The 18,483-nt window shown below is 65.7% G+C and carries 16 protein-coding genes and 1 tRNA gene; 7 read left to right on the forward strand and 10 right to left on the reverse strand.

The window, feature by feature from the left end; genetic code table 11:
• Positions 1-145 precede the first annotated feature (145 nt).
• Positions 146-1,507 carry a hypothetical protein gene (locus KA261_03000; protein ID MBP7696753.1) on the forward strand — a complete coding sequence of 454 codons (1,362 nt, stop codon included), beginning with the start codon at positions 146-148 and terminating at the stop codon, positions 1,505-1,507.
• Positions 1,508-1,778: 271 nt separating this feature from the next.
• Here KA261_03000 and KA261_03005 read toward each other — a convergent pair.
• A tRNA-Pro gene (locus tag KA261_03005) sits at positions 1,779-1,853 on the reverse strand.
• Between the two features lie 147 nt (positions 1,854-2,000).
• Here KA261_03005 and rlmN point away from each other — a divergent pair.
• Genes rlmN through KA261_03025 form a run of 4 tightly spaced genes read left to right on the forward strand, consistent with a single transcriptional unit; the run spans position 2,001 to position 5,862 of the window.
• The gene (gene rlmN, locus KA261_03010; protein ID MBP7696754.1) at positions 2,001-3,050 is read left to right on the forward strand and encodes a 23S rRNA (adenine(2503)-C(2))-methyltransferase RlmN; all 1,050 of its coding nucleotides are present in this window, start codon (positions 2,001-2,003) and stop codon (positions 3,048-3,050) included.
• On the forward strand, positions 3,043-4,467 hold the full coding sequence (locus tag KA261_03015; GenBank protein MBP7696755.1) for a hypothetical protein: 1,425 nt from the start codon (positions 3,043-3,045) through the stop codon (positions 4,465-4,467). The genes rlmN and KA261_03015 overlap by 8 nt, the downstream gene beginning before the upstream one ends.
• A gap of 1 nt (position 4,468) precedes the next feature.
• Positions 4,469-4,915, forward strand: a complete 447-nt coding sequence (locus tag KA261_03020; GenBank protein MBP7696756.1) for a hypothetical protein — start codon at positions 4,469-4,471, stop codon at positions 4,913-4,915.
• Between the two features lie 59 nt (positions 4,916-4,974).
• Positions 4,975-5,862 carry a 5'-methylthioadenosine/S-adenosylhomocysteine nucleosidase gene (locus tag KA261_03025; GenBank protein ID MBP7696757.1) on the forward strand — a complete coding sequence of 296 codons (888 nt, stop codon included), beginning with the start codon at positions 4,975-4,977 and terminating at the stop codon, positions 5,860-5,862.
• Between the two features lie 322 nt (positions 5,863-6,184).
• Here the strand turns inward: KA261_03025 and trmB are convergent, their stop codons facing one another.
• From trmB to KA261_03050, 5 genes are all read right to left on the reverse strand, one after another.
• Complete coding sequence (trmB, locus tag KA261_03030; protein ID MBP7696758.1) at positions 6,185-6,784, reverse strand: tRNA (guanosine(46)-N7)-methyltransferase TrmB; 600 nt, start codon at positions 6,782-6,784, stop codon at positions 6,185-6,187.
• Between the two features lie 115 nt (positions 6,785-6,899).
• Entirely contained in the window at positions 6,900-7,805 is a 906-nt protein-coding gene (locus tag KA261_03035; GenBank protein ID MBP7696759.1) for a TIGR01777 family oxidoreductase, read from the reverse strand.
• 116 nt (positions 7,806-7,921) lie between these two features.
• Entirely contained in the window at positions 7,922-8,161 is a 240-nt protein-coding gene (locus KA261_03040; GenBank protein MBP7696760.1) for a LapA family protein, read from the reverse strand.
• Between the two features lie 165 nt (positions 8,162-8,326).
• Positions 8,327-10,522, reverse strand: a complete 2,196-nt coding sequence (gene rpsA, locus KA261_03045) for a 30S ribosomal protein S1 (protein ID MBP7696761.1) — start codon at positions 10,520-10,522, stop codon at positions 8,327-8,329.
• Positions 10,523-10,812: 290 nt separating this feature from the next.
• A complete protein-coding gene (locus tag KA261_03050; protein MBP7696762.1) occupies positions 10,813-11,427 on the reverse strand; it encodes a 1-acyl-sn-glycerol-3-phosphate acyltransferase in 615 nt (204 codons plus the stop codon).
• Between the two features lie 279 nt (positions 11,428-11,706).
• Between KA261_03050 and KA261_03055 the strand changes: the two genes are divergently transcribed.
• Positions 11,707-12,306, forward strand: a complete 600-nt coding sequence (locus KA261_03055) for a hypothetical protein (GenBank protein ID MBP7696763.1) — start codon at positions 11,707-11,709, stop codon at positions 12,304-12,306.
• 133 nt (positions 12,307-12,439) lie between these two features.
• The gene (locus KA261_03060; protein ID MBP7696764.1) at positions 12,440-12,781 is read left to right on the forward strand and encodes a hypothetical protein; all 342 of its coding nucleotides are present in this window, start codon (positions 12,440-12,442) and stop codon (positions 12,779-12,781) included.
• Here KA261_03060 and KA261_03065 read toward each other — a convergent pair.
• From KA261_03065 to guaA, 4 genes are all read right to left on the reverse strand, one after another.
• Positions 12,773-14,941, reverse strand: coding sequence for a hypothetical protein (locus KA261_03065; GenBank protein ID MBP7696765.1), 2,169 nt, complete (start codon positions 14,939-14,941; stop codon positions 12,773-12,775). The genes KA261_03060 and KA261_03065 overlap by 9 nt on opposite strands.
• Before the next feature lie 76 nt (positions 14,942-15,017).
• Complete coding sequence (locus KA261_03070) at positions 15,018-15,983, reverse strand: polyprenyl synthetase family protein (protein ID MBP7696766.1); 966 nt, start codon at positions 15,981-15,983, stop codon at positions 15,018-15,020.
• A 110-nt stretch (positions 15,984-16,093) separates the two neighbouring features.
• Positions 16,094-16,921, reverse strand: coding sequence for an alpha/beta hydrolase (locus KA261_03075; GenBank protein ID MBP7696767.1), 828 nt, complete (start codon positions 16,919-16,921; stop codon positions 16,094-16,096).
• A gap of 36 nt (positions 16,922-16,957) precedes the next feature.
• A complete protein-coding gene (gene guaA / locus KA261_03080; GenBank protein MBP7696768.1) occupies positions 16,958-18,481 on the reverse strand; it encodes a glutamine-hydrolyzing GMP synthase in 1,524 nt (507 codons plus the stop codon).
• Between the last annotated feature and the right edge of the window lie 2 nt (positions 18,482-18,483).

The following is an 18,483-nucleotide window of genomic DNA, read 5'->3' on the forward strand; positions in this document are numbered from 1 at the left end:
TAAGCCGTTGCGACTGATGGGCCAAGCCGGCGGCGCCGGAAAACGCCTTGACAGATTCTGTCCCAGGGCTATACTAAAAGTAGACAAGCCATAACACCTTTGACCGTCTCTGCGCCGCAGAGGGCAGACTCACCGGAGGGCACTCATGAGAGTGCGAGTTGGATTCCTTGGGGTGGCAGGGATGCTGCTGGCGGCGCCGCTGGCCTTCGCCAGCGGTATCAGCATCACTACCCCGGTTTACGGCACGTGGTGGAACAGCGACCATTTATCCATCTCCCCCGGATGTGTGGCCGAGGTGAAGTTCCGCCTCACCAACACCAGCGGATTTGACGTCACGGGTTTCACCAACGGCTTCGCGATTTACACCGCCGAGAGCCCGCTCGGCCCGATCACGAACAACCTGTTCTACCTGGCCGCCGACACGCTGCCGATTGGTTGGCAGACGAACTACATGGAGGGGGTGTTCATCACCCGCCGCAGTTGGGATCTGATCGGGGCGGATACGGCCGGATTCTCCGGGTTCGTCATCAACAAACCCGGGATTCCCGACGGTTTCAGCGAGGACGTATGGGTGATCCGGGCGATCCCTGATCCGGAAAGCCCGTTCGGCTATCTCTGCATCGACACCGCCTTCTTTCCCCCCGGCGGGGCCTGGCTCTGGAGTTCGACCAACGGCGAGATCGTGCCCGACTGGAGCGGGCGCTTCTGTCTCCAGGTCGAGATGTGTCCCTGCGGGTGGGTGGTCTTCCGGGACACCGCCACCGTCATAGACGTGCCGGTCAACGCGCCGTTTGCCTATACCTTTGTGGCGACCAACGAGCTCAATGGTGACGACACGCGGTTCCGCCAGCTCGCCGGACCGGGATCGCTCGAGATCCTGAACGACTCGACGTGCGTGTGGCACTACACCCCGACCCCGGCCGACCTCGGGCGGGTGGACGTGCTCAAGATCAACGCCATGGAGGCCGCGGTGTGCGCGACCAAGACCGTCACCCTCACATTCTGCCAGCCCACGCTTTCGTTCGGGGATGCGTGCCCCGGGACAGAGCTCGAGACGCCGGTGGGGGTTACGCTCAGCCACGATCTCGCCATCCCCTGCCTCGGTTATCCGACATTTATCGCCGGCGAGGGCGGCGCGCCGCCGGGCACCTGCACGATCAGCGGCGACGTACTCAACTTCGCGCCGGGGTCGGCCTGCCGGGGGCTGTACACGGTGGGGGTCGGCATGACCGACGGCGCCGACACCGTCCTCTGCACCATCCCGGTGCTGGTGACCGACGACGCGTGCGGGCTGCGGGGGAATGTCGACGGCAAGATTCAGCCGGAGCCGGTGGTCAATCTGGCCGACCTGACCTACCTGACGGCGTACCTGTTCCGGGGAGGCCTGCGGCCCGCCTGCCTCGAGGAAGCGAACGTCGACGGGCAGGGTACGGTGGCGGTGGCCGATTTGACCTACCTCGTGGCGTACCTGTTCCGGGGGGGAGAGGCGCCGCCGGCGTGCCCGTGAGGTCGGACAGCCGATCGGCGCCCGGGCGTTGAGCCGAGCGGAGCAAGTATGTCAGGACCACAAGGGTCCTGGCCTACAGGAGATCATCGCGCAGCGGGCTTTTTGTAGGTCAGGACCTTCATGGTTTTGACGGGGTCGTTTGCGAAGAAAGCGAAGGTGTCAGGACCACAAGGGTCCTGGCCTACAGGAGATCATGGCGGGCGGCGTTTTTGTCGGTCAGGACCTTCAGGATCCTGACGGGGCTGTTTGCTGAGATGCTCCCGCATGTACATCGGGGTGAGAGGATTCGAACCTCCGACATCCTGCTCCCAAAGCAGGCGCGCTGACCGGGCTGCGCTACACCCCGATTCTCATTTCTCAAAATACCTTCTCCCCCGGCCGGCTGTCAATCGCCAATCCCGGAACCAACCTTTCCCCCGTGGGTACACCTGTTGAGCCGGCGGCGGCCAATTCCCGCTTGCCATTTTGACGCCATCAGGTAAATTTATCAGCGATGCCAAAAGTCAACCTTCTCGGATACACGAAACCGCAGCTCGAAGCTCTCATGACGTCCCTCGGCCAGAAACCGTACAAGGGGCGCCAGATGTTCAACTGGCTGTATAAAGTCCGCCAGCACGATTTCCAGCTCATGACCGACCTCTCCAAGGAGGTGCGCGCCCGCCTCGACGAGCACTACACGTTCCGCCTCATGCAGCCCGAGCTCGAATCGGTTTCCGAGGACGGCACGCGCAAATTCCTGTTCCGGCTGGAGGACGGGCATCCGATCGAGACGGTTTTCATTCCCGATGACGGCCGGGCCACGGTCTGCATTTCTGTCCAGGCCGGCTGCGCGCTGGCCTGCCGGTTCTGCGCCACCGGCACGCTCGGCCTGCTGCGCGACCTCACTCCCGGCGAGATTGTCGGCCAGCTCATGTTTCTCCGCGAGCGGTTCGGCGGCGAGGCGTTCACGAACATTGTCATGATGGGCATGGGGGAGCCGCTCAACAATTTCGCCGCGGTGGTCGACGCGATCCGCATCATGACCGACCCGAGCGGTCTCTGCCACGCCGCCCGGCGCATCACCGTCTCGACCTCGGGGGTCTCGCCGAAAATCCGCAAACTGGCCGACCTCGGACTCAAGACCCGCCTCGCGGTCTCTCTCCACGCCGCCATTCAGGAGAAGCGCGTGCAGTTGATGCCCGTGGCTGAGACGTTCAAACTCGACAAGCTCATGGAGGCGGTGCGCTACTACGCCCTGGCCGCCCGGGACCGCGTCACTTTCGAATACATCCTCTTCAAGGGCTTCAACGACACGCCGGAGGACGTCAAAGCCCTCACCCGGCTGGTCCACGGCATTCCCTGCAAGATCAACCTGCTCGCCTACAACCCGGTTCCCGGCCTGCCCTTTGCGCGGCCCACGGATGAGGAGGTCGACGCTTTCGCCCGCCTGCTCTATCCGCGGGTGCCCGCCGTCACCGTCCGCAAGAGCCGGGGGAGAGATATCGACGCCGCGTGCGGGCAGTTGGCTGCCCGCGCCGCCGCAAGGAGAACTGATCATGCGTAATCCGCTCCGCCCCGTCGCGGCGGCCGCCGCCCTGGTGTTGCTCGCCGCCCTTCCGCAGGCCGCCCGCGCCCAGCAGCCCGCGCTCGTGATCGGCGAGGTCACTTTCCCCTCCCTGCGGTGGGGGCAGCAGTCGGCCCAGGTCCCGGTCACCAATAGCTCCGACTACCTGAAATTCATCGTCGCCGAAACCGACATCCGCTTTACCGGGGCCTACCTCAACCCCGAGCGCCGTATCCGCTCCTACCATGCCCTGCCGCCCGGCGAATCCACGACGATCGAGGCCGCCGTCCTGGTCCCCGGCAACTTCGGCCAGGCCCAGGTGTACCTTCGTCTCTACGACGTGGTCGACACTCTCGATGAAATCCTGCCCGGCCAGAAATTCTACGAACAGCCCTTCCTGGTCACTTTCCACGTACCCGAGGGGCTGCGGCCGTATGTCGACACCCGCGTCACCCTTCCGCCCCGGGTCGAGGACCACCCCTACTTCGACAACGAATTCGCCCGCCTCCTGTTCCTCCTCCTGGGCGAGGGCAAACTCCCGGCGGAGATCGCCGCGCTCGCCGAGTGCGACACCGGATTCGTCAGTGAGCAGCTCGCCCTGATGGTGGGCGAGGGGTATGTCGGAAAGGACTCGACCGGATTCAAGCTCAAAATTCCGGTCATTCGCGCCGCCGAGGCCGACTCGGCCCGCTCCCGCGCTCTGGTCCTGGCCGACTCTCTGACCGATCTCATCGCCGCCAACCTCCCGCGCTTTGCGGCTGTCCGCGACAGTCTCGTCGCCGCCGGCCGCGTCAACCGCGACAGCAACGCCTTCTTCGACCCCGGCACCGTCCTCTACCACACCTACCCCGTGGTCGGCGGTCTCGCCCTCTGGTGGGATCTCGGCAACGCTTTCATCACCCGCTCCGCGCCGCTCTACCTCTACGACGGCACCGACCTCTGCAACGCCGACATTCCCATTTACATGTATGCGGTCGAGGGCGGCCCGGTGGTCAACGGCCACCTCTTTTACGCCCCGGTCGTTTCGAGTACGAGCTACGAGCTCTACTTCGGCGACACCATTCCCACGATCGCCTGCGACCCCGACTTCATCCGCTTCAAGTCCTACCCGATCCACGTCAACTTCCAGCCCGCCGAGGAGTACCGTCCGACCACCTATGTTTTCGACAGCGCGGTCGTTCGCCCGGCGGTCGAGGCGCTCACGTACGGGGCCGATTCGCTCTTGGCGCACGCGTACCTTGATCTTCGCGACATGGCGGTCGATAAATTCGGCCACCCCCGGCTCGATTACGGCTACCGGTACTGGTTCTGGAACCTGGTTGCGACGCGCACGTTGGAAGGGCTCGTCGCGCGCGGCGCCGTGCGTCGCCAAGGCAACGGTCAGTTCCGGCTCACCGCCACAGAATTCGGAGGCTGACATGCGCACCCCCGTGCTCCTCTGCGCGCTCGCCCTGGCCGCCGCGGCCGGCTGCAGCGGCGAAAAGACGCCCCCCCGCGATCAGATCCCCGCGCTGAGGGAAGCCGTCTATCAACTCCAGGAACGGGTCAAGGCACACCATCTCGCCGCCCTTGATTCGCTTTTGTCGGTGAAAATCCTCGACCGGCGGCAGTCGGGCGATTCGCTTCTGAGTTTCGTCTATGGACCGGAGCGCAGTTTCGCGTTTGAACAATTCGGCGGATGCGAGATCGCGTACACCAGGGACCACGCCGTCGCCGAGTGCTGGATCATGGACACCACGCACGCCCGCACCCGCCCTATCCGGCTGGAGTTCGCCCGCGACGGCGACCGCTGGCTGCTCGCGTCGTTCGGCACGGGGGCGGCGGCCGTTGATTCGACCCCGCCCGACAGCGCCGCCCGACCGTAGCGGGGACCGATCACCGTCCTTCATTGGACTGAAACCTCTCGCGCCAGGTGGAGGGATTCATGAAGCGTCATTTCAACTCACCATGCTGTGCGGCGTTTTTCGTTGCGCTCATTCTCTGTGTTTTCGCTCCCCTTGCATCTTCTTCTGCTCCCGCAGCGAATCTATCCGATTGCGCCGCCCCGCCCGAGCGCCCCACCCTGCTGCTATATGCGTTCGAGGCCGAGGGAGCCCTTCTGGAGAGCCGCATGGCGGTCGACAGCGCCGCCGCCCACCTCGGGCGGCGGGTCGTCTATGGCCGGCTGTCGGATCGGCCGGTGGTGCTCGCGGAGTCGGGGGTCGGGATGACCAACGCGGCGATGACCGCACAGGCGCTCCTCGACCGCTGCCGCCCCGCGCGCGTCCTCTTCTCCGGCATCGCCGGGGGGATCGATTCGAGCGTCCACATCGGCGACATCGTCGTCTGCTCGGCCTGGGTCGCTCACGAGTACGGGTACTGGGGCGCCGAGGGGTTTGCGCCCGACCCGGTCGAAGTGTACCTGCCCGTGCTCGATACTGCCGTGTCCCTGAATGCGCTCTCTGTCGACGTGGACCTCTTCAGGACGGCCGGGCGGTTGGCCGGCGATACGTTCGCGTTTGATTCGATCGGGGGGCGTCAGCCGCGCGTGCGCGTCGGCGGGGTCGGCGCGAGCGGCAATTCGTTTGTCGACAACGTGGAAAAACGCCTCTGGTTGTCCGCGACTTTCAGCGCGCAGGTGGTTGACATGGAGTCGGCCGCGGTGGTGCAGGTGTGCACGGCCAACGGCGTCCCGTGCCTGGTCTTCCGGTCGGCCTCGGACCTGGCCGGCGGGTCGGGTTCGTCGACCGCCCGCACCGAGATCGGCGAATTCTTCCGGGTGGCCGCCGCCAACAGCGCGCAGGTGGTGCTGAGGTTTCTGGAGCACCTGTGAGTCGGCGGAGGTTCGCCCCAAGGGCCTGGTTCAGAATGCAGGTGATTGACAGAACCGCCCGCGAGACCGGCCGGCGACATCGGGTAATTCGCAACGCGTGCAAGATTTCCTGTGGGTCAGGACCGCTGTGGTCCTGACATTCGTGCCATCGACGAGGACGGCCCCGTCAGGACCATGAAGGTCCTGACTACAAGAACCCCGCCCCGGCTATGACCTCTTGTAGGTCAGGACCCTTGTGGTCCTGACATTCTTGCCATCGAAGCAAGCGGCCCCAATGGGGAGCATTACGCGGCCTCGCCTGCCTTGCGCGATGGGCCGCGGATCAGCAGCGGCGGTAATGCATGTAGTAAATCGGCCGGCCCTCGGCCCGCCACTTCTGCTCGAAGAACGTCGGCGCGTAACTGAACAGGGCCTCCGCCGCGACAAAGGGGCGGCCGAGGCTGCGCAGCCCGGCGACGGCGGCGGCGTTCTCGACCGCCCACTGGGCATACCAGTCGACGTCGGTCGCCATGAACAGGTCGCCGTCCGGCCGGAGCACGGCCGCCAGCAGTTCGACAAAGGATTTGTGCAGGAGGCGCCGGAATTCGTGGCGGGCTTTCGGCCACGGGTCGGGGAACAGCACATAGATTTTCTCGAAAGCCGGGCGGCCGTAGAAGCGGGGCAACACGATGCGGGCGTCGGAACAGATGAGCTGGATGTTGGCCAGGCTGCGCTTCTGAATGCGCGGGATAAGCTTGTAGTAGCGCTTCTTGCCGATTTCGACGGCCACGAACTGTTTTTCCGGAAGCGCCTCGGCCAGCGACAACAGCAGGTCGCCCCGCCCGGGGCCGATCTCGAGGATATCCCCCTCTCCGACCGCACTCCCCTCCGGATACACCAGGATCTCTTTCCGCTCCTCCCAGGCCCAGGGAAACTCTTTCATCGGCGGCCGTTGCTCCTGTCGTCGCGTTGGCCCGGACTGTTCCTGCGCGGGCGTGTCCGAGGGATCAGGCGGGAGCTGTCCGGGTGGGACAACATAGGACGCGCGGCGGAGAAAGTCAACCGGGGCGGTCGAGTTCGGCCCGGAGGGTGTCGACCAGGTCGGCGTGTTTGAATCGGAATCCCTGGGTGCTCAGGCGCGCCGGGACCGCCCGGCAGCCGGAGAGGATGGTCTCGCGGCCCATCTGGCCGAAGACGGCGCGGATCACGCCGGCGGGCACGCGGAACAGGGTGGGCCGCTGCAGGGCCGCGCCGAGCGCCTGGGTAAACTCGGCGTTGGTGACCGGCTGAGGCGCCACGACATTGACCGGACCGCGGATCGGTTCGTTGGTGATGAAATACTCGAAAGCGCGGGCGACATCCTCCAGCGTCACCCAGGGCAGGTACTGGCGGCCGTCACCGAGCCGCCCGCCCAGCCCGAGACGAAAGAGCGGGAGGATTTTGTGGAGCATTCCCCCCTGTCGGCTGAGCACGACCCCGAGGCGGAAATTGACCACCCGGATGCCGGCCTCGGCGGCCGGCTGCGCGGCCTCTTCCCACTGCCGGCAGACGTCGGCGAGAAAGGTATCGCCGGCCTGCGCGGACTCATCAACCGCGCGCTCGCCGGTGTCGCCGTAGTAGCCGGTGGCCGAGGCGGAGAGAAAGGCTTTCGGTTGGGGATCGAGTGCGGCGCAGAGCCCGGCCAGGAGGCGGGTGGTCTCCACGCGGCTGTCGCGGATACGGCGTTTCCGTTCCTCCGACCAGCGCCCCTCGCCGATATTCTCGCCGGCGAGGTTGATGATGACGTCGAACCCGGCCAGGGCGACCGGCTCGACCGCGCCGGTCTCCGGGTGCCATTCGATTTCGGCCGCCGCATCGCGCACGGGACGGCGCACGAGGCGATAGACCAGGTGACCGCGCGACTGCAGATGCGGCACGACCGCCGAACCGATGAGGCCGGAGGCTCCGGCGACAGCAACTTTCATGCGCCTCTCCTGATTCAGTGTCCTTGAAAGCAGAGAAAGGACTGACGGGTGCGGGCGCAACAAGTTTTCTGCGGCCCGGCCGCGCCGACCAACGCCGGGGCGGGCGCCCCCGGGGCCTAACCCTTGGTGCGGCGCCGGAACAGGAGAGGGTAGGCCAGCATTCCGATCGCAAATCCGAGCGCGAGCACCAGCGGAATCAGGAGCACCTGGGAGATGCTCATTTGCCAGACGAGGAAGCGGAAGGTGACGACAGCGGTGTTCTGGACGATCAGAATGAGGGCGAGCAACGCGCCGGCGCCGATGGCGATCCGTTTGGCGGTGCGCGCCGGGGGATTTCCGGCGTTCGGGTGCGACATTGATTCCTCCACACTCAGGCTAAGGCCCGCGGCGCGGGGGCGGCGCCCCGTCGGCGGCGCGCCCGGGGCGCACCGGAACCCGCGGTGCGGGCGATAAGAAAGCCCGGCGATCGGCTGATCGCCGGGCTGGAATTGTCGGTCAAGCCGTTGGGCGCGGCCGACAGACTACTCGGGGCGTTCCCCGCCCTCCTCCGGCGACGTGCCGGCATCGGGCGGCTCAGGGTTCTCCTGATTCGCCTGCGAGGCCATCCGGCGAAGTTCCTCCGGCATCGCTTCCGCCATGCTGGTGGTCTCCTCGCGCGGGGGGGCCGGGCGCGGGTAGTCGTCGCGGTCCGCATCGCGGTCGTGGGTGCGGTCGTGGGAGCGCTCGTCGCGCGGCTCCGGGGCGGCCTCCGCCTGCCGGCGGAGCTCCTCGGGGATCGCCTCGGCCATGGACGGGCCGGCGTTGGCCACCGGGTGGGTCGCCAGGAAGTTGTCGAGTTCGGTCCGCTCCCGCTTCTTGTAGTAGGCGGATACCGACAGCACGATCTTGTGCTGGTTGCGGTCGAATTCGATCACCTGCAGGGGGATTTCGTCCCCCTCCTTGAAGACGCCGGTGGGATCGGTGAGGTCTTTGCGTCCGAGCTGGGTAGCCGGCACGAACCCCTCGACCGCCCCGTCGAGCTCCACGACCACGCCGCGGTCGAGAACGCGCTGGATGGTGCCGAGGACCTCGGCGCCGACGCCGTACTTGCGCGCGATCTCGGGCCAGGGATCATCCTCGAGCTGCTTGTAGCCCAGCGAAATGCGGCGGTTCTCGTGGTCGATCTTGAGGATCTTCACATCCACCCGATCCCCCTTCTTCATGACCTCGGAGGGGTGTTGGATACGCTTGGTCCACGACATGTCGGAGATGTGCACGAGGCCGTCGATCCCCTCTTCGAGTTCGACGAAGGCGCCGAAAGCGGTGAGGTTGCGCACCTTGCCGGTGACAATGCGGCCGGGCGGGTACTTCATCTCGATCGTGGTCCACGGATCCGGCTCCATCTGCTTGATCCCGAGCGAGATCTTCTCGTTCTCCTTGTCCACCGACAGCACCATCGCCTCGACCTCGTCGTTCACGTTCATGATCTTGGAGGGGTGCTTGATGTGCTGGGTCCAGGACATTTCGGAGATGTGGATAAGGCCCTCGATGCCCTTTTCGAGTTCGACGAATGCGCCGTAGTCGGTGATCGAGACGACCCGTCCCTTGACCTTGCGGCCGAGCGGGTATTTCTGCTCGATGTTCTCCCACGGGTACGGCGTCATCTGTTTCAGGCCGAGCGAGATGCGCGACGTCCGTTCATCGAAGTCGAGAATTTTCACGTCGATCCGATCGCCGAGCGAGACCAGCTCGCTGGGGTGGCGAATCCGTCCCCACGACATGTCGGTGATGTGCAGGAGGCCGTCGACCCCGCCGAGGTCGATGAACACGCCGAAATCGGTGATGTTCTTGACGATTCCCTGGCGGACCTGGCCGACCGCGATCTCATTGAGCAGGTGCGCCCGCATCTTCTCGCGCTCCTCTTCGAGCACGATGCGGCGGGAGACGACGATATTGCGGCGGGCCTTGTTGATCTTGATGATCTTGACATCCATCGACTGCCCGATGAGAGCGTCGAAATCCGGCACCTGGCGCAGCGCCACCTGTGATCCCGGGAGGAAGGCATCGACGCCCATGATGTCGACCACGAGGCCGCCCTTGATCCGGCGCGCGACGATCCCGGAAATCTTCTCCCCGCTGTCGTGGACCTCGCGGATCTTCTCCCAGACCCGCATGAAATCCGCCTTCTGCTTGGAGAGGATCAGCTGTCCGTGGGCGTCCTCGATCTGCTCCAGGTAGACCTCGATTTCATCACCCATGCGGACGGTGACGGGCTGCTGGAACTCGCCCATGGCGATGATGCCCTCGGACTTGAAGCCGACGTCGACGATGACATCGTCGCGGTTGATCCCGATCACGCGCCCGGCGACAACCTCGCCCTCTTTGATGTCTTTGATGGTCTGGTCGTACATGTCGACCATCTGCTGGTACTCGTCGGGGTCGTAGACGACGCCGGCGATGTCGGTGATGCGGACGGCCTGGACAGCGGACGACCCGTCGTCAAGACCCTCCTCGGTGCGGCTGAGGCGCTGCTGCGCCTTTTCCGCCACCCGTTTGTGGCGGCTCGTGACAACTCGCTCGCGCTGCTGCTGGTCCTCCGCAGACAAACCCTGCTGCTCGAGGTCGATGCCCTCGGGCCGGGCGGCTTTTGTCTTGACGCGTTTGGTCTTTCGGGTGGATTGCGCTTTGCGCTTGGACAGTCTCTGAGTTGCGGTTTCGGATTGTTTGGCCGTTGCCATGTTGACTGTACGCTACCTCCTAATCAAGGGCCGACAGTTTGGAATTTTCCCGAGGGAAGACTGCCGGATCGGCTGCCCGCCCTCTCAGAGCGGGAAGCCTTGCTATATAACACATAGGATCGGAAGCGCAAGCGAATTCTGCGGTCCTTTTTGGCACGTTCCCGCCGGCCCTCGGTCCGCCGCACCGGGCTGATTCCCCGCCGGGAGTGCGTCGTAGGGCGCCCTCACCCGGTCAACAACGACTCTGTCTTGTCGGGCCGCCGCGCCGACCGCCATCGCTTTCTGCCGCCCTACAGCCCGGAAGCGGCCTTGATCTTCGCAATCCTATCCATGACCTCCCGCGCCAACTGCACGTACCCCTCTTTGGATTTCGGGAAGGATCGTACCCACTCGACCGGCAGGGGTTCGCCGAACGCGACGCGCAGCTTCTCGCGTCCCAGGAGGCATTGCTTAAGCTTATTTGTCCCATGAAGATAACATGGAACGATCGGGCACTCGGCGTGCAGCGCAATCAACCCCAGCCCGGGCTTGGGCTCCAAGAACGAGTCGTCCCTGGACCGCGTCCCCTCCGGAAACACCGTCAGCCCATATCCCTTGCGGATCGTCGCCACCGCAGTCTTGAGCGCGTCCCGATCGACCGATCCGCGCTTCACCGGCATGGCGTTGGTTCTCCGGATGAGCGATCCGAGCACCGGCACCGCGAAGAGCTCTGCCTTGGCGAAGAAGGCCATCTCCCGTCCGGTGGCCGATCCCGCCAGCGGCGGATCGAAGTAGGAGCGATGGTTGCTCGCGAGAATGAAGCCGCCGGACCGGGGGACGTGCTCCTTGCCGATGATCCGCCCGCGAAAGATGACGCGGCCTGCGATCTTCGCGATGAAGTAGCCGGTCCAGTAGAGAATCTTCATAGGGTTGATCCGTCCGACGGTTCGGGACATGGTACAGCGGGGGGCCGGGGATGGCAATGAAAAAGGGCGGCTTCGCAGCCGTGATCGGTTCGTACTCAGCGTCGGCCAGCGGGGCCATGGACGTTAAGATTTGCCTGCTTGTGCCGGCACCCGCACGTTATCTGTTGACAGGGCGGTGGCGCCTTGCGGATAATGCACCTGAGTAACTATGTTCCCGGCGTCGCCGTTCGGTCGTCACCGACACCGGGCTACCGGTCACAAAGCCTTATCGGAGGGAGTATGTTCAGGCTGTTGATTTGCAGTGGAGCGGTGCTCGCCATCGCCGGAGCAGTCGCGGCTGCGGAAAGCCCGATTGATGAGGGCAGCCTTTACCTCGATGGGAGCGTGTTCTTCCAGAGACAAAGCGGCGAACTGTGGGGGGACGGTCTTACCAGCGCGGGGGTCGGCAACGGCAGTTTCTCGCTGCAAGAGGGTTTTGAAATCGGACCGACGGTCGGCTATTTTACGTCGCCGGGCTTATTCGTCGGCGGTCAGTTCGCGATCCTGTACTATGAACAGGGTAAGTCCAACCTCGCGGCAATTGCCCTCGGGCCGACCGTCGGCTATTTCTTCAGAACCGGCCAGGGCCGAACCGAGGTGAAGGGAAGCGCGTACCCGTATATCCGCGGCTTCTTGAGCTGGGGAAACCTCGTTAGCGGCGGTGACGTTGCGATTTGGCAGTTTGGAGGCAAGGGCGGACTTCTGTACATGCTGTCCGGGGCGGTCGCCCTCGACATTGCCGCACGCTTTCAGGGAGACAGTTGGAGGCCGGACGGAGGACTCTCAATAAACGGGACCACCGTCTCGGTCGGCATCGGGGTTTCCGCCTTCATTTACTGACCTCCAACCGGTCTGCCTGGTTTATGCGATGTTTATGCCGCGAGGATGCAGGGCGCGGTCGCCCGACACTTTTGTCCGTCGACCGCCCCGGTGATCCTCAACCCCGTCCCCGGTTCTGCCGATTAATCCGTACATGAACCACTTCCCGATTCCCGCCATAACCCGCACGAGCGCCTCGGCCGAGGAGCTCGCGGTCTACCGGGCGCTCAAGCCCTACCTGGCGCGCTGTCTGCGCCTCAATCACGATGTCAACAACGCGCTGGCCGGCATCATCGGCTACACGGATTTCCTCCTCGAAGGGGGCAGCGTACTCACCGAGGACCAGCGGCGGTTTCTATCGCAGATCATGCAGGCGGCCGAGAAGGTGCGGCGCCTGGTCGAGGAGTTGTGCGACGAGAAAGTCGCCGCCGCCCAGTCGATCGACCTCGCGGCGCTCAGCCGCGCGCTCGAGCAGATGGAAAACGACTCAGACTAGCTGGTTGGCCTTTCGCAGCAGCCACTCCAGGGAGAGGGCGCCGATCGCCGCCAGCAGCATCCACACCTTGTTCCAGAGTGTGAATTCGCGCCGCGTGCTGACCGGGATTTCGGCCAGGTCGAGGTCATCGAGGATCCGGTCGAACTGCCGGTAGGAGTAGTATCTTCCCCCGGTGGTCCGTCCGAGAGCCGCCAGCAGATCGGGGTCGCCGCTCTGGTCGAATTCTTCGAGCGAGAAGGCCTCGATGAGGAAGCTCCCGCTGTCGGCCCTGAGCAACTCGCCGTCCTTGACGATCGCGGCGGCGTATCGGTACCGTCCCGGCGCGAGGTTTTCGAAAACGGCGCGGAACCGTCCCTCCCCCTCGTCGACGAGATCGCGCTGGTACTCCTCGTCGTCGGGGCCGCCGCGCACCTCGACCATGCCGGTCGCTCCCGGAATCGGCCGGTAGCCCAGATCGAACGCGAAACCGTTGAAGAGGACCGGTTCTCCCCGCGTGAAGACGTCCTTCTCGGGCTGGACCCGGACGGGATCGAAGTCGTCCTTGACCGTGAGCCATCCGACCACGCCGTCGACAAACTTGCGGTAGTTCGAATCGTCTTCGCCGAACCCGAGGTTGACGAACCCCCAGGGCCAGAAGGGCAGGACGGCGGAGGCGAAGAGTTTGCCCGGTCCGAGGCGGCGGAAACCGAGGGCCGGGGGGGCGTAGGCCGGGGTGCGGCGGGAGAATTCGGCCAGCACGACGCCGTCGGGTGCGATCGAATCGCACCACACGAGGGACTCGAACGGCGGCAGGCTCGCCCAGGCCTCGCGGATCGCCGCCTGGTTGTCGGCCAGGCGGATCGCGGGGTGAAAGAGATGGCTCTCGAGCGGCTCGGCCCGCCCCTCGACATACTGCAGCGGCTGCGCGATCCGCTGGCAGAAGGGGAGCAGATCGTTCAGCCACGAGGTCGGCCCGCGGGCGGCGAACTGCGGCCCCATGAACAGCCAGACGGCCCCGCCCTTCTCGCGCAGGTACGACCGGATGATTTCCTGGCGGGAAGTGTAGGCCGCAGGATCGGGATCGTACAGGATCACCAGATCATAGCGGTTGAGTTCGGTCTGCACGGTCGGGAAGCGGCCGGCGAGGTTGCCGGCGCGCGCCCCCGTGGCCAGCAGCGTCACCTCGTAACGGTCGGATCCGTCGAGCAGCCGCTTGAGAAAGCCGACCTCGTAGTCGGGCCGGTCGGCCGCGAGCAGCACGCTCAAGCGGCTCTTGAGGACTTTCACCGAAATGGTCCGCTGGTTGTTGGCCGCCGACTCCTCGTTCTCCCCCGGCGGAAGGGCAATCTGCAGGAGGCGCTGGCCGGGGGCTTCGGGCGTGTACCGCAGCATCACCTCTCCCCGCCCGGCCGCCTGGGTGACGGTCAGGCGGCTCTCGGCCGCCGTGCGCGCCGAGTCGACCAAGCGCACGTCGAGCGTCCTCCCCTCGGCGTTGCGCCAGGTCAGTTTCACCCGGATCTCGGTCGGCCGGCCGACAAACAGCACCGGGTTGAACGCAACTTCATCGATCCCGGCGTCGAAACTCTCCGCGCCGCCGGAGACGTCGACGCTGATCACAGGGGACCGGAGCGACGGCGCCACGTCGAGCGGCTTGCGCCCGGCGTTCGACCGGCCGTCCGACAGCAGCAGCCAGTAGTCGCTGGGTTCGGCGGTCTGGGCCTTGTCGAGTTCGAAGAGGGCATCGCCGAGCGCCGTGCTCGTGCTGTCGACCGACCCGCGGGCGGCGCCGAGGCTGCCGCCGAAGAAGAAGGGAGCGAGGTCAGCGACCCGGCGGAGGTTGTCGAGAGTCGCGCTCGCCAGCAGCGAATCGGTCCGGGCGCGGCGGCTGCGCCCGTCCTCCGTCTTGTTCATCGAGAGCGACTGGTCAACCAGGACGGCCACGCGCGGCCGGCGCACGTATTCCCGGGTGTAGCTGACGACCGGCTCCAGGAGGGCCAGGAAGACCAGGAGGAGCGCGCCGATCCGCAGTCCGCCCAAGATCGCCCGCAGGTATGCCGGCAGGGGCGGATTGGTCCGCCGGTAGAGGTGGACGGCCAGCCCGACAAGGGCGGCCAGCGCGAGGGCCACGATCACTGGGGAGTTGGTCAGGACGTTTATGGAGAGGTCGTGGAAGCCAAACATACTGCTTTTTATACCCCGGTCGGGGGGCGCGGGTTGTCGCGGCCGGCGCGCGCGGGGCGGGCTTTCCCGGCCGCCCTCAGGAGGCCCGCGAAATGGTGAACTGCACCAGGCTCACGAGGCAATCGAAGTATTCCGAGGGCGTCACCGGCGTGATCGCCGCCAGCCCCTCCTCCGACAGCGCCCTGGCCCGCCCGTAGGCATGCTCAATGCCGCCCTGCTCGCGCACGAAGGCCAGCACCCTCTCGAACGAGGGCCGCCGGTCGCGCCGCCGCAGGTGGGCGATGATCTCGTCGTGGCCGCCCCGGCCCGCCTTCTTCAGGGCATGGATGAGCGGCAGCGTCACCTTCCCCGTGAGCACGTCGTTCCCCGGCTCCTTCCCCGTGATTTCCGCATCGCCCACGAAATCCAGGAGGTCGTCGACGATCTGGAAGGCGGTGCCGATCTTCTCGCCGAAGTGGGCGAAGCGCTGGCGGTCGCGCCTGCCGCGCCCGGCCAAAATCGGGCCGGTCTCGCAGGCGAGGCTGAACAGCGAGGCGGTCTTGTCGGCGATGATGGTCAGGTACTCCTCCTCCGACAGCGCGTAGTTGCCCGTTTCTTCGATCTGGCGCAGCTCGCCCACCGAGACGCGTCCGGTGGCGTGGGCGATCGCCTGCATGAGGTCCATCGACCGGGAGTCGACCATGATCCGGAACGCCTTCGCGAACAGGTAGTCGCCCATGAGGACGGAAATCAGGTTGGTCCACTGGGCGTTGACCGTTTCCTGGCCGCGCCGGAGCTCCGATTCGTCAACCACGTCGTCGTGCAGGAGGGTCGCGGTGTGGATCAGCTCGATCGCGAGGGAGGCGTCGACAGTGAAGGGGGTGTAGTTGTCGGCCGCCCGCGAGGTGAGAAACAAGAACAGCGGCCGCATCCGCTTCCCTTTCGACCGCAGCAGGTGCTGGGCGATCGAGGTGATGAGAGGGGAATCGCCGCGCAGGTAGTCGTGCAACTTCTGGTCGAACTCATCGAGGTCCGGCTGCACGCAGGTGGCGTGTTCGAGCATCTGGTTTCGGTCCGCCGCCGTCTGGGGTGCCTTTTTCGACATCATAATAAGGCAGGCAGTATACCCGGTCGGGGGGAATCTGTCAATCGAATTACCGCCCGCCGGATCGCTCACCACTCCCGCGCCGCCCCCGAGAGGATGTCGCGCACGGCCGCCCGGTACGGTTCCAGGGCGAAGTACTCCAGGGTGTTGTGTCCCCCGACCAGCGGGACGAACCGTTTGGGGGGCCGGGCGGCGGCCGCCAGCCGCTGCCCCATCTCGTACGGAACCAGCTCGTCGTCGGGCGAGTGGGTCACCAACACCGGGCAGGCGACCGCGCCGATACGGTCGATCGAGCGGAAGGAGAAGCGCAGGAACCACCGGACCGGCAGGTAGCGGTACATTTTCCGGCCCATGTCCTCGATCGAAGTGAAGGACGATTCGACGATGAGTCCGCGGCAGGGGCGGCGGCTCGCCAGTTCAACCGCCACCGCGCCGCCGAGCGACCGCCCGAAGGCCACGATCCGGTCGGGCGCGACCGACCGCTCGCGCCGCAGCCACTCGTAGCAGGCGTCGGCGTCCGCATACACTTCGCGCTCCCCCGGCGCGCCCTCCGAGCGCCCATACCCGCGGTAGTCGAACAGGAGCACGCCCGCTCCGAGATCGACGAGGAAGCGGAGGGTCTCCAGCCGGTGCGAGATGTTGCCGGCGTTGCCGTGGCAGAAGAGCACGACCGGGGCGGCGGGTTCGGGCGGGGGGACGTACCAGGCGTGGATCCGCTGGCCGGGGACGACCTCGATGAAGACGTCCTCGGCCGCGATCCCGGCGTCGCGCGGGGTGGCGCCGAAGTCGCGGCTGGGGTAGAAGACAATTCGCCCCTGGGCGAAGTAGAGGCCGATGTTGACGGCGACAAAGGCGCCGATGAGGATAACAGCCAGCCATGAGAGCATGCGCACCACGTCCGGTTTTCCGTTCGGCGGCCGGTCGGCCGCCGCCTATTCCCACTCGATGGTCGCCGGCGGTTTCGACGAAATGTCGTAGACCACCCGGTTGATGCCTTTGACGTGGCGGATGATGCGGTTGGAAATGTGGGCGAGGATGTCGGGATCGATACGGGCCCAGTCGGCGGTCATGCCGTCGACCGACGTCACCCCGCGCAGCGCGATCACGTCCTCGTAAGTCCGCTCATCCCCCATCACGCCGACCGCCTTGATCAGCAAAAGCACCGCGAACGCCTGCCAGATATCATCGTAGATGTTGAAGTTGTGCAGTTCCTCGATGAAGATCGCGTCGACTTCCCGGAGCAGGTCGCAGCGTTCCTTCGTCACCTCGCCGAGGATCCGCACCGCCAGCCCCGGCCCGGGAAAGGGGTGGCGCCGGATGAACTGCTCGGGCAGACCGAGGGTGCGGCCGAGCCGCCGCACTTCGTCCTTGAACAACTCCCGCAGCGGTTCGACCAGCTTGAGGTGCATCCGCTCTTTCAGGCCGCCCACGTTGTGGTGGGACTTAATGGTTGCCGACGGTCCCCGGAACGAGGTCGATTCGATCACGTCCGGGTAGAGCGTCCCCTGGGCGAGGAAGCCGACGTTGCCGATATTCCGGGCGGCCGCTTCGAACACGTCGATGAAGGTGTTGCCGATGATTTTCCGCTTGGCCTCCGGGTCGATGACGCCCGCGAGCCGGGCGAGGAACTCGGCCGAAGCGTCGACGGGCCGGAGGTTGATGTCGAGCGTCCGCAGCATGGCGGTGACATCCTCGAATTCGTTCTTCCGGAGGAGCCCGTTGTTGACGAAGACCGCGTGGAGGCGGCCGCCGATGGCCCGCTGGAGGAGCATCGCCGCAACCGTCGAATCGACGCCGCCGGAGATGCCGAGGACGACGTTCCCGTCGCCGACCTGGGCGCGGATGCGGGCGATGGCGCTGTCGATAAAGGCCTCGGTGGTCCAGTCCCCTTTGACGCCGCAGACGTCGAAGAGGAAGTTGTCGAGGATGCGGCGTCCCTCGTCGGTGTGGTGGACCTCCGGGTGGAACTGCACGCCGTAGAGTTTGCGCTCGGGCCAGGCGATGGCCGCCGCCGCGAGCGTCTCGGTGGAGCCGATGATGCGGAAACCGGGGGGCATAACGGCGATCGAGTCGCCGTGGGACATCCACACGTTCGAAGTCGCCGGAATGCCGGCCAGGAGATCGTCGGCCTCCACGACGCTGAGGCGCGAGCGGCCGTACTCGCGCGTGCTCGAGGCCACCAACCGTCCGCCGAACCGCTCGGCCAACAGTTGCAGACCGTAGCAGATGCCGAGCACGGGCAGGTTGGTGTCGTAGAATTCCGGGGCCAGCCGCGGCGATCCGGGATCGGACAGCGAGGCCGGCCCGCCCGAGAGGATGTAGCCGCGCACGTTGCGGCCGCGGTAGGCGCCGAGGTCATGGTTGTAGGGAACGATCTCGCAATAGACGTGCGCTTCGCGCACGCGCCGCGCGATGATCTGCGTGTACTGCGAGCCGAAATCGAGAATGAGGATCATGT

This window comes from Candidatus Zixiibacteriota bacterium (assembly GCA_017999435.1).
Taxonomy (GTDB): domain Bacteria; phylum Zixibacteria; class MSB-5A5; order GN15; family FEB-12; genus JAGNLV01.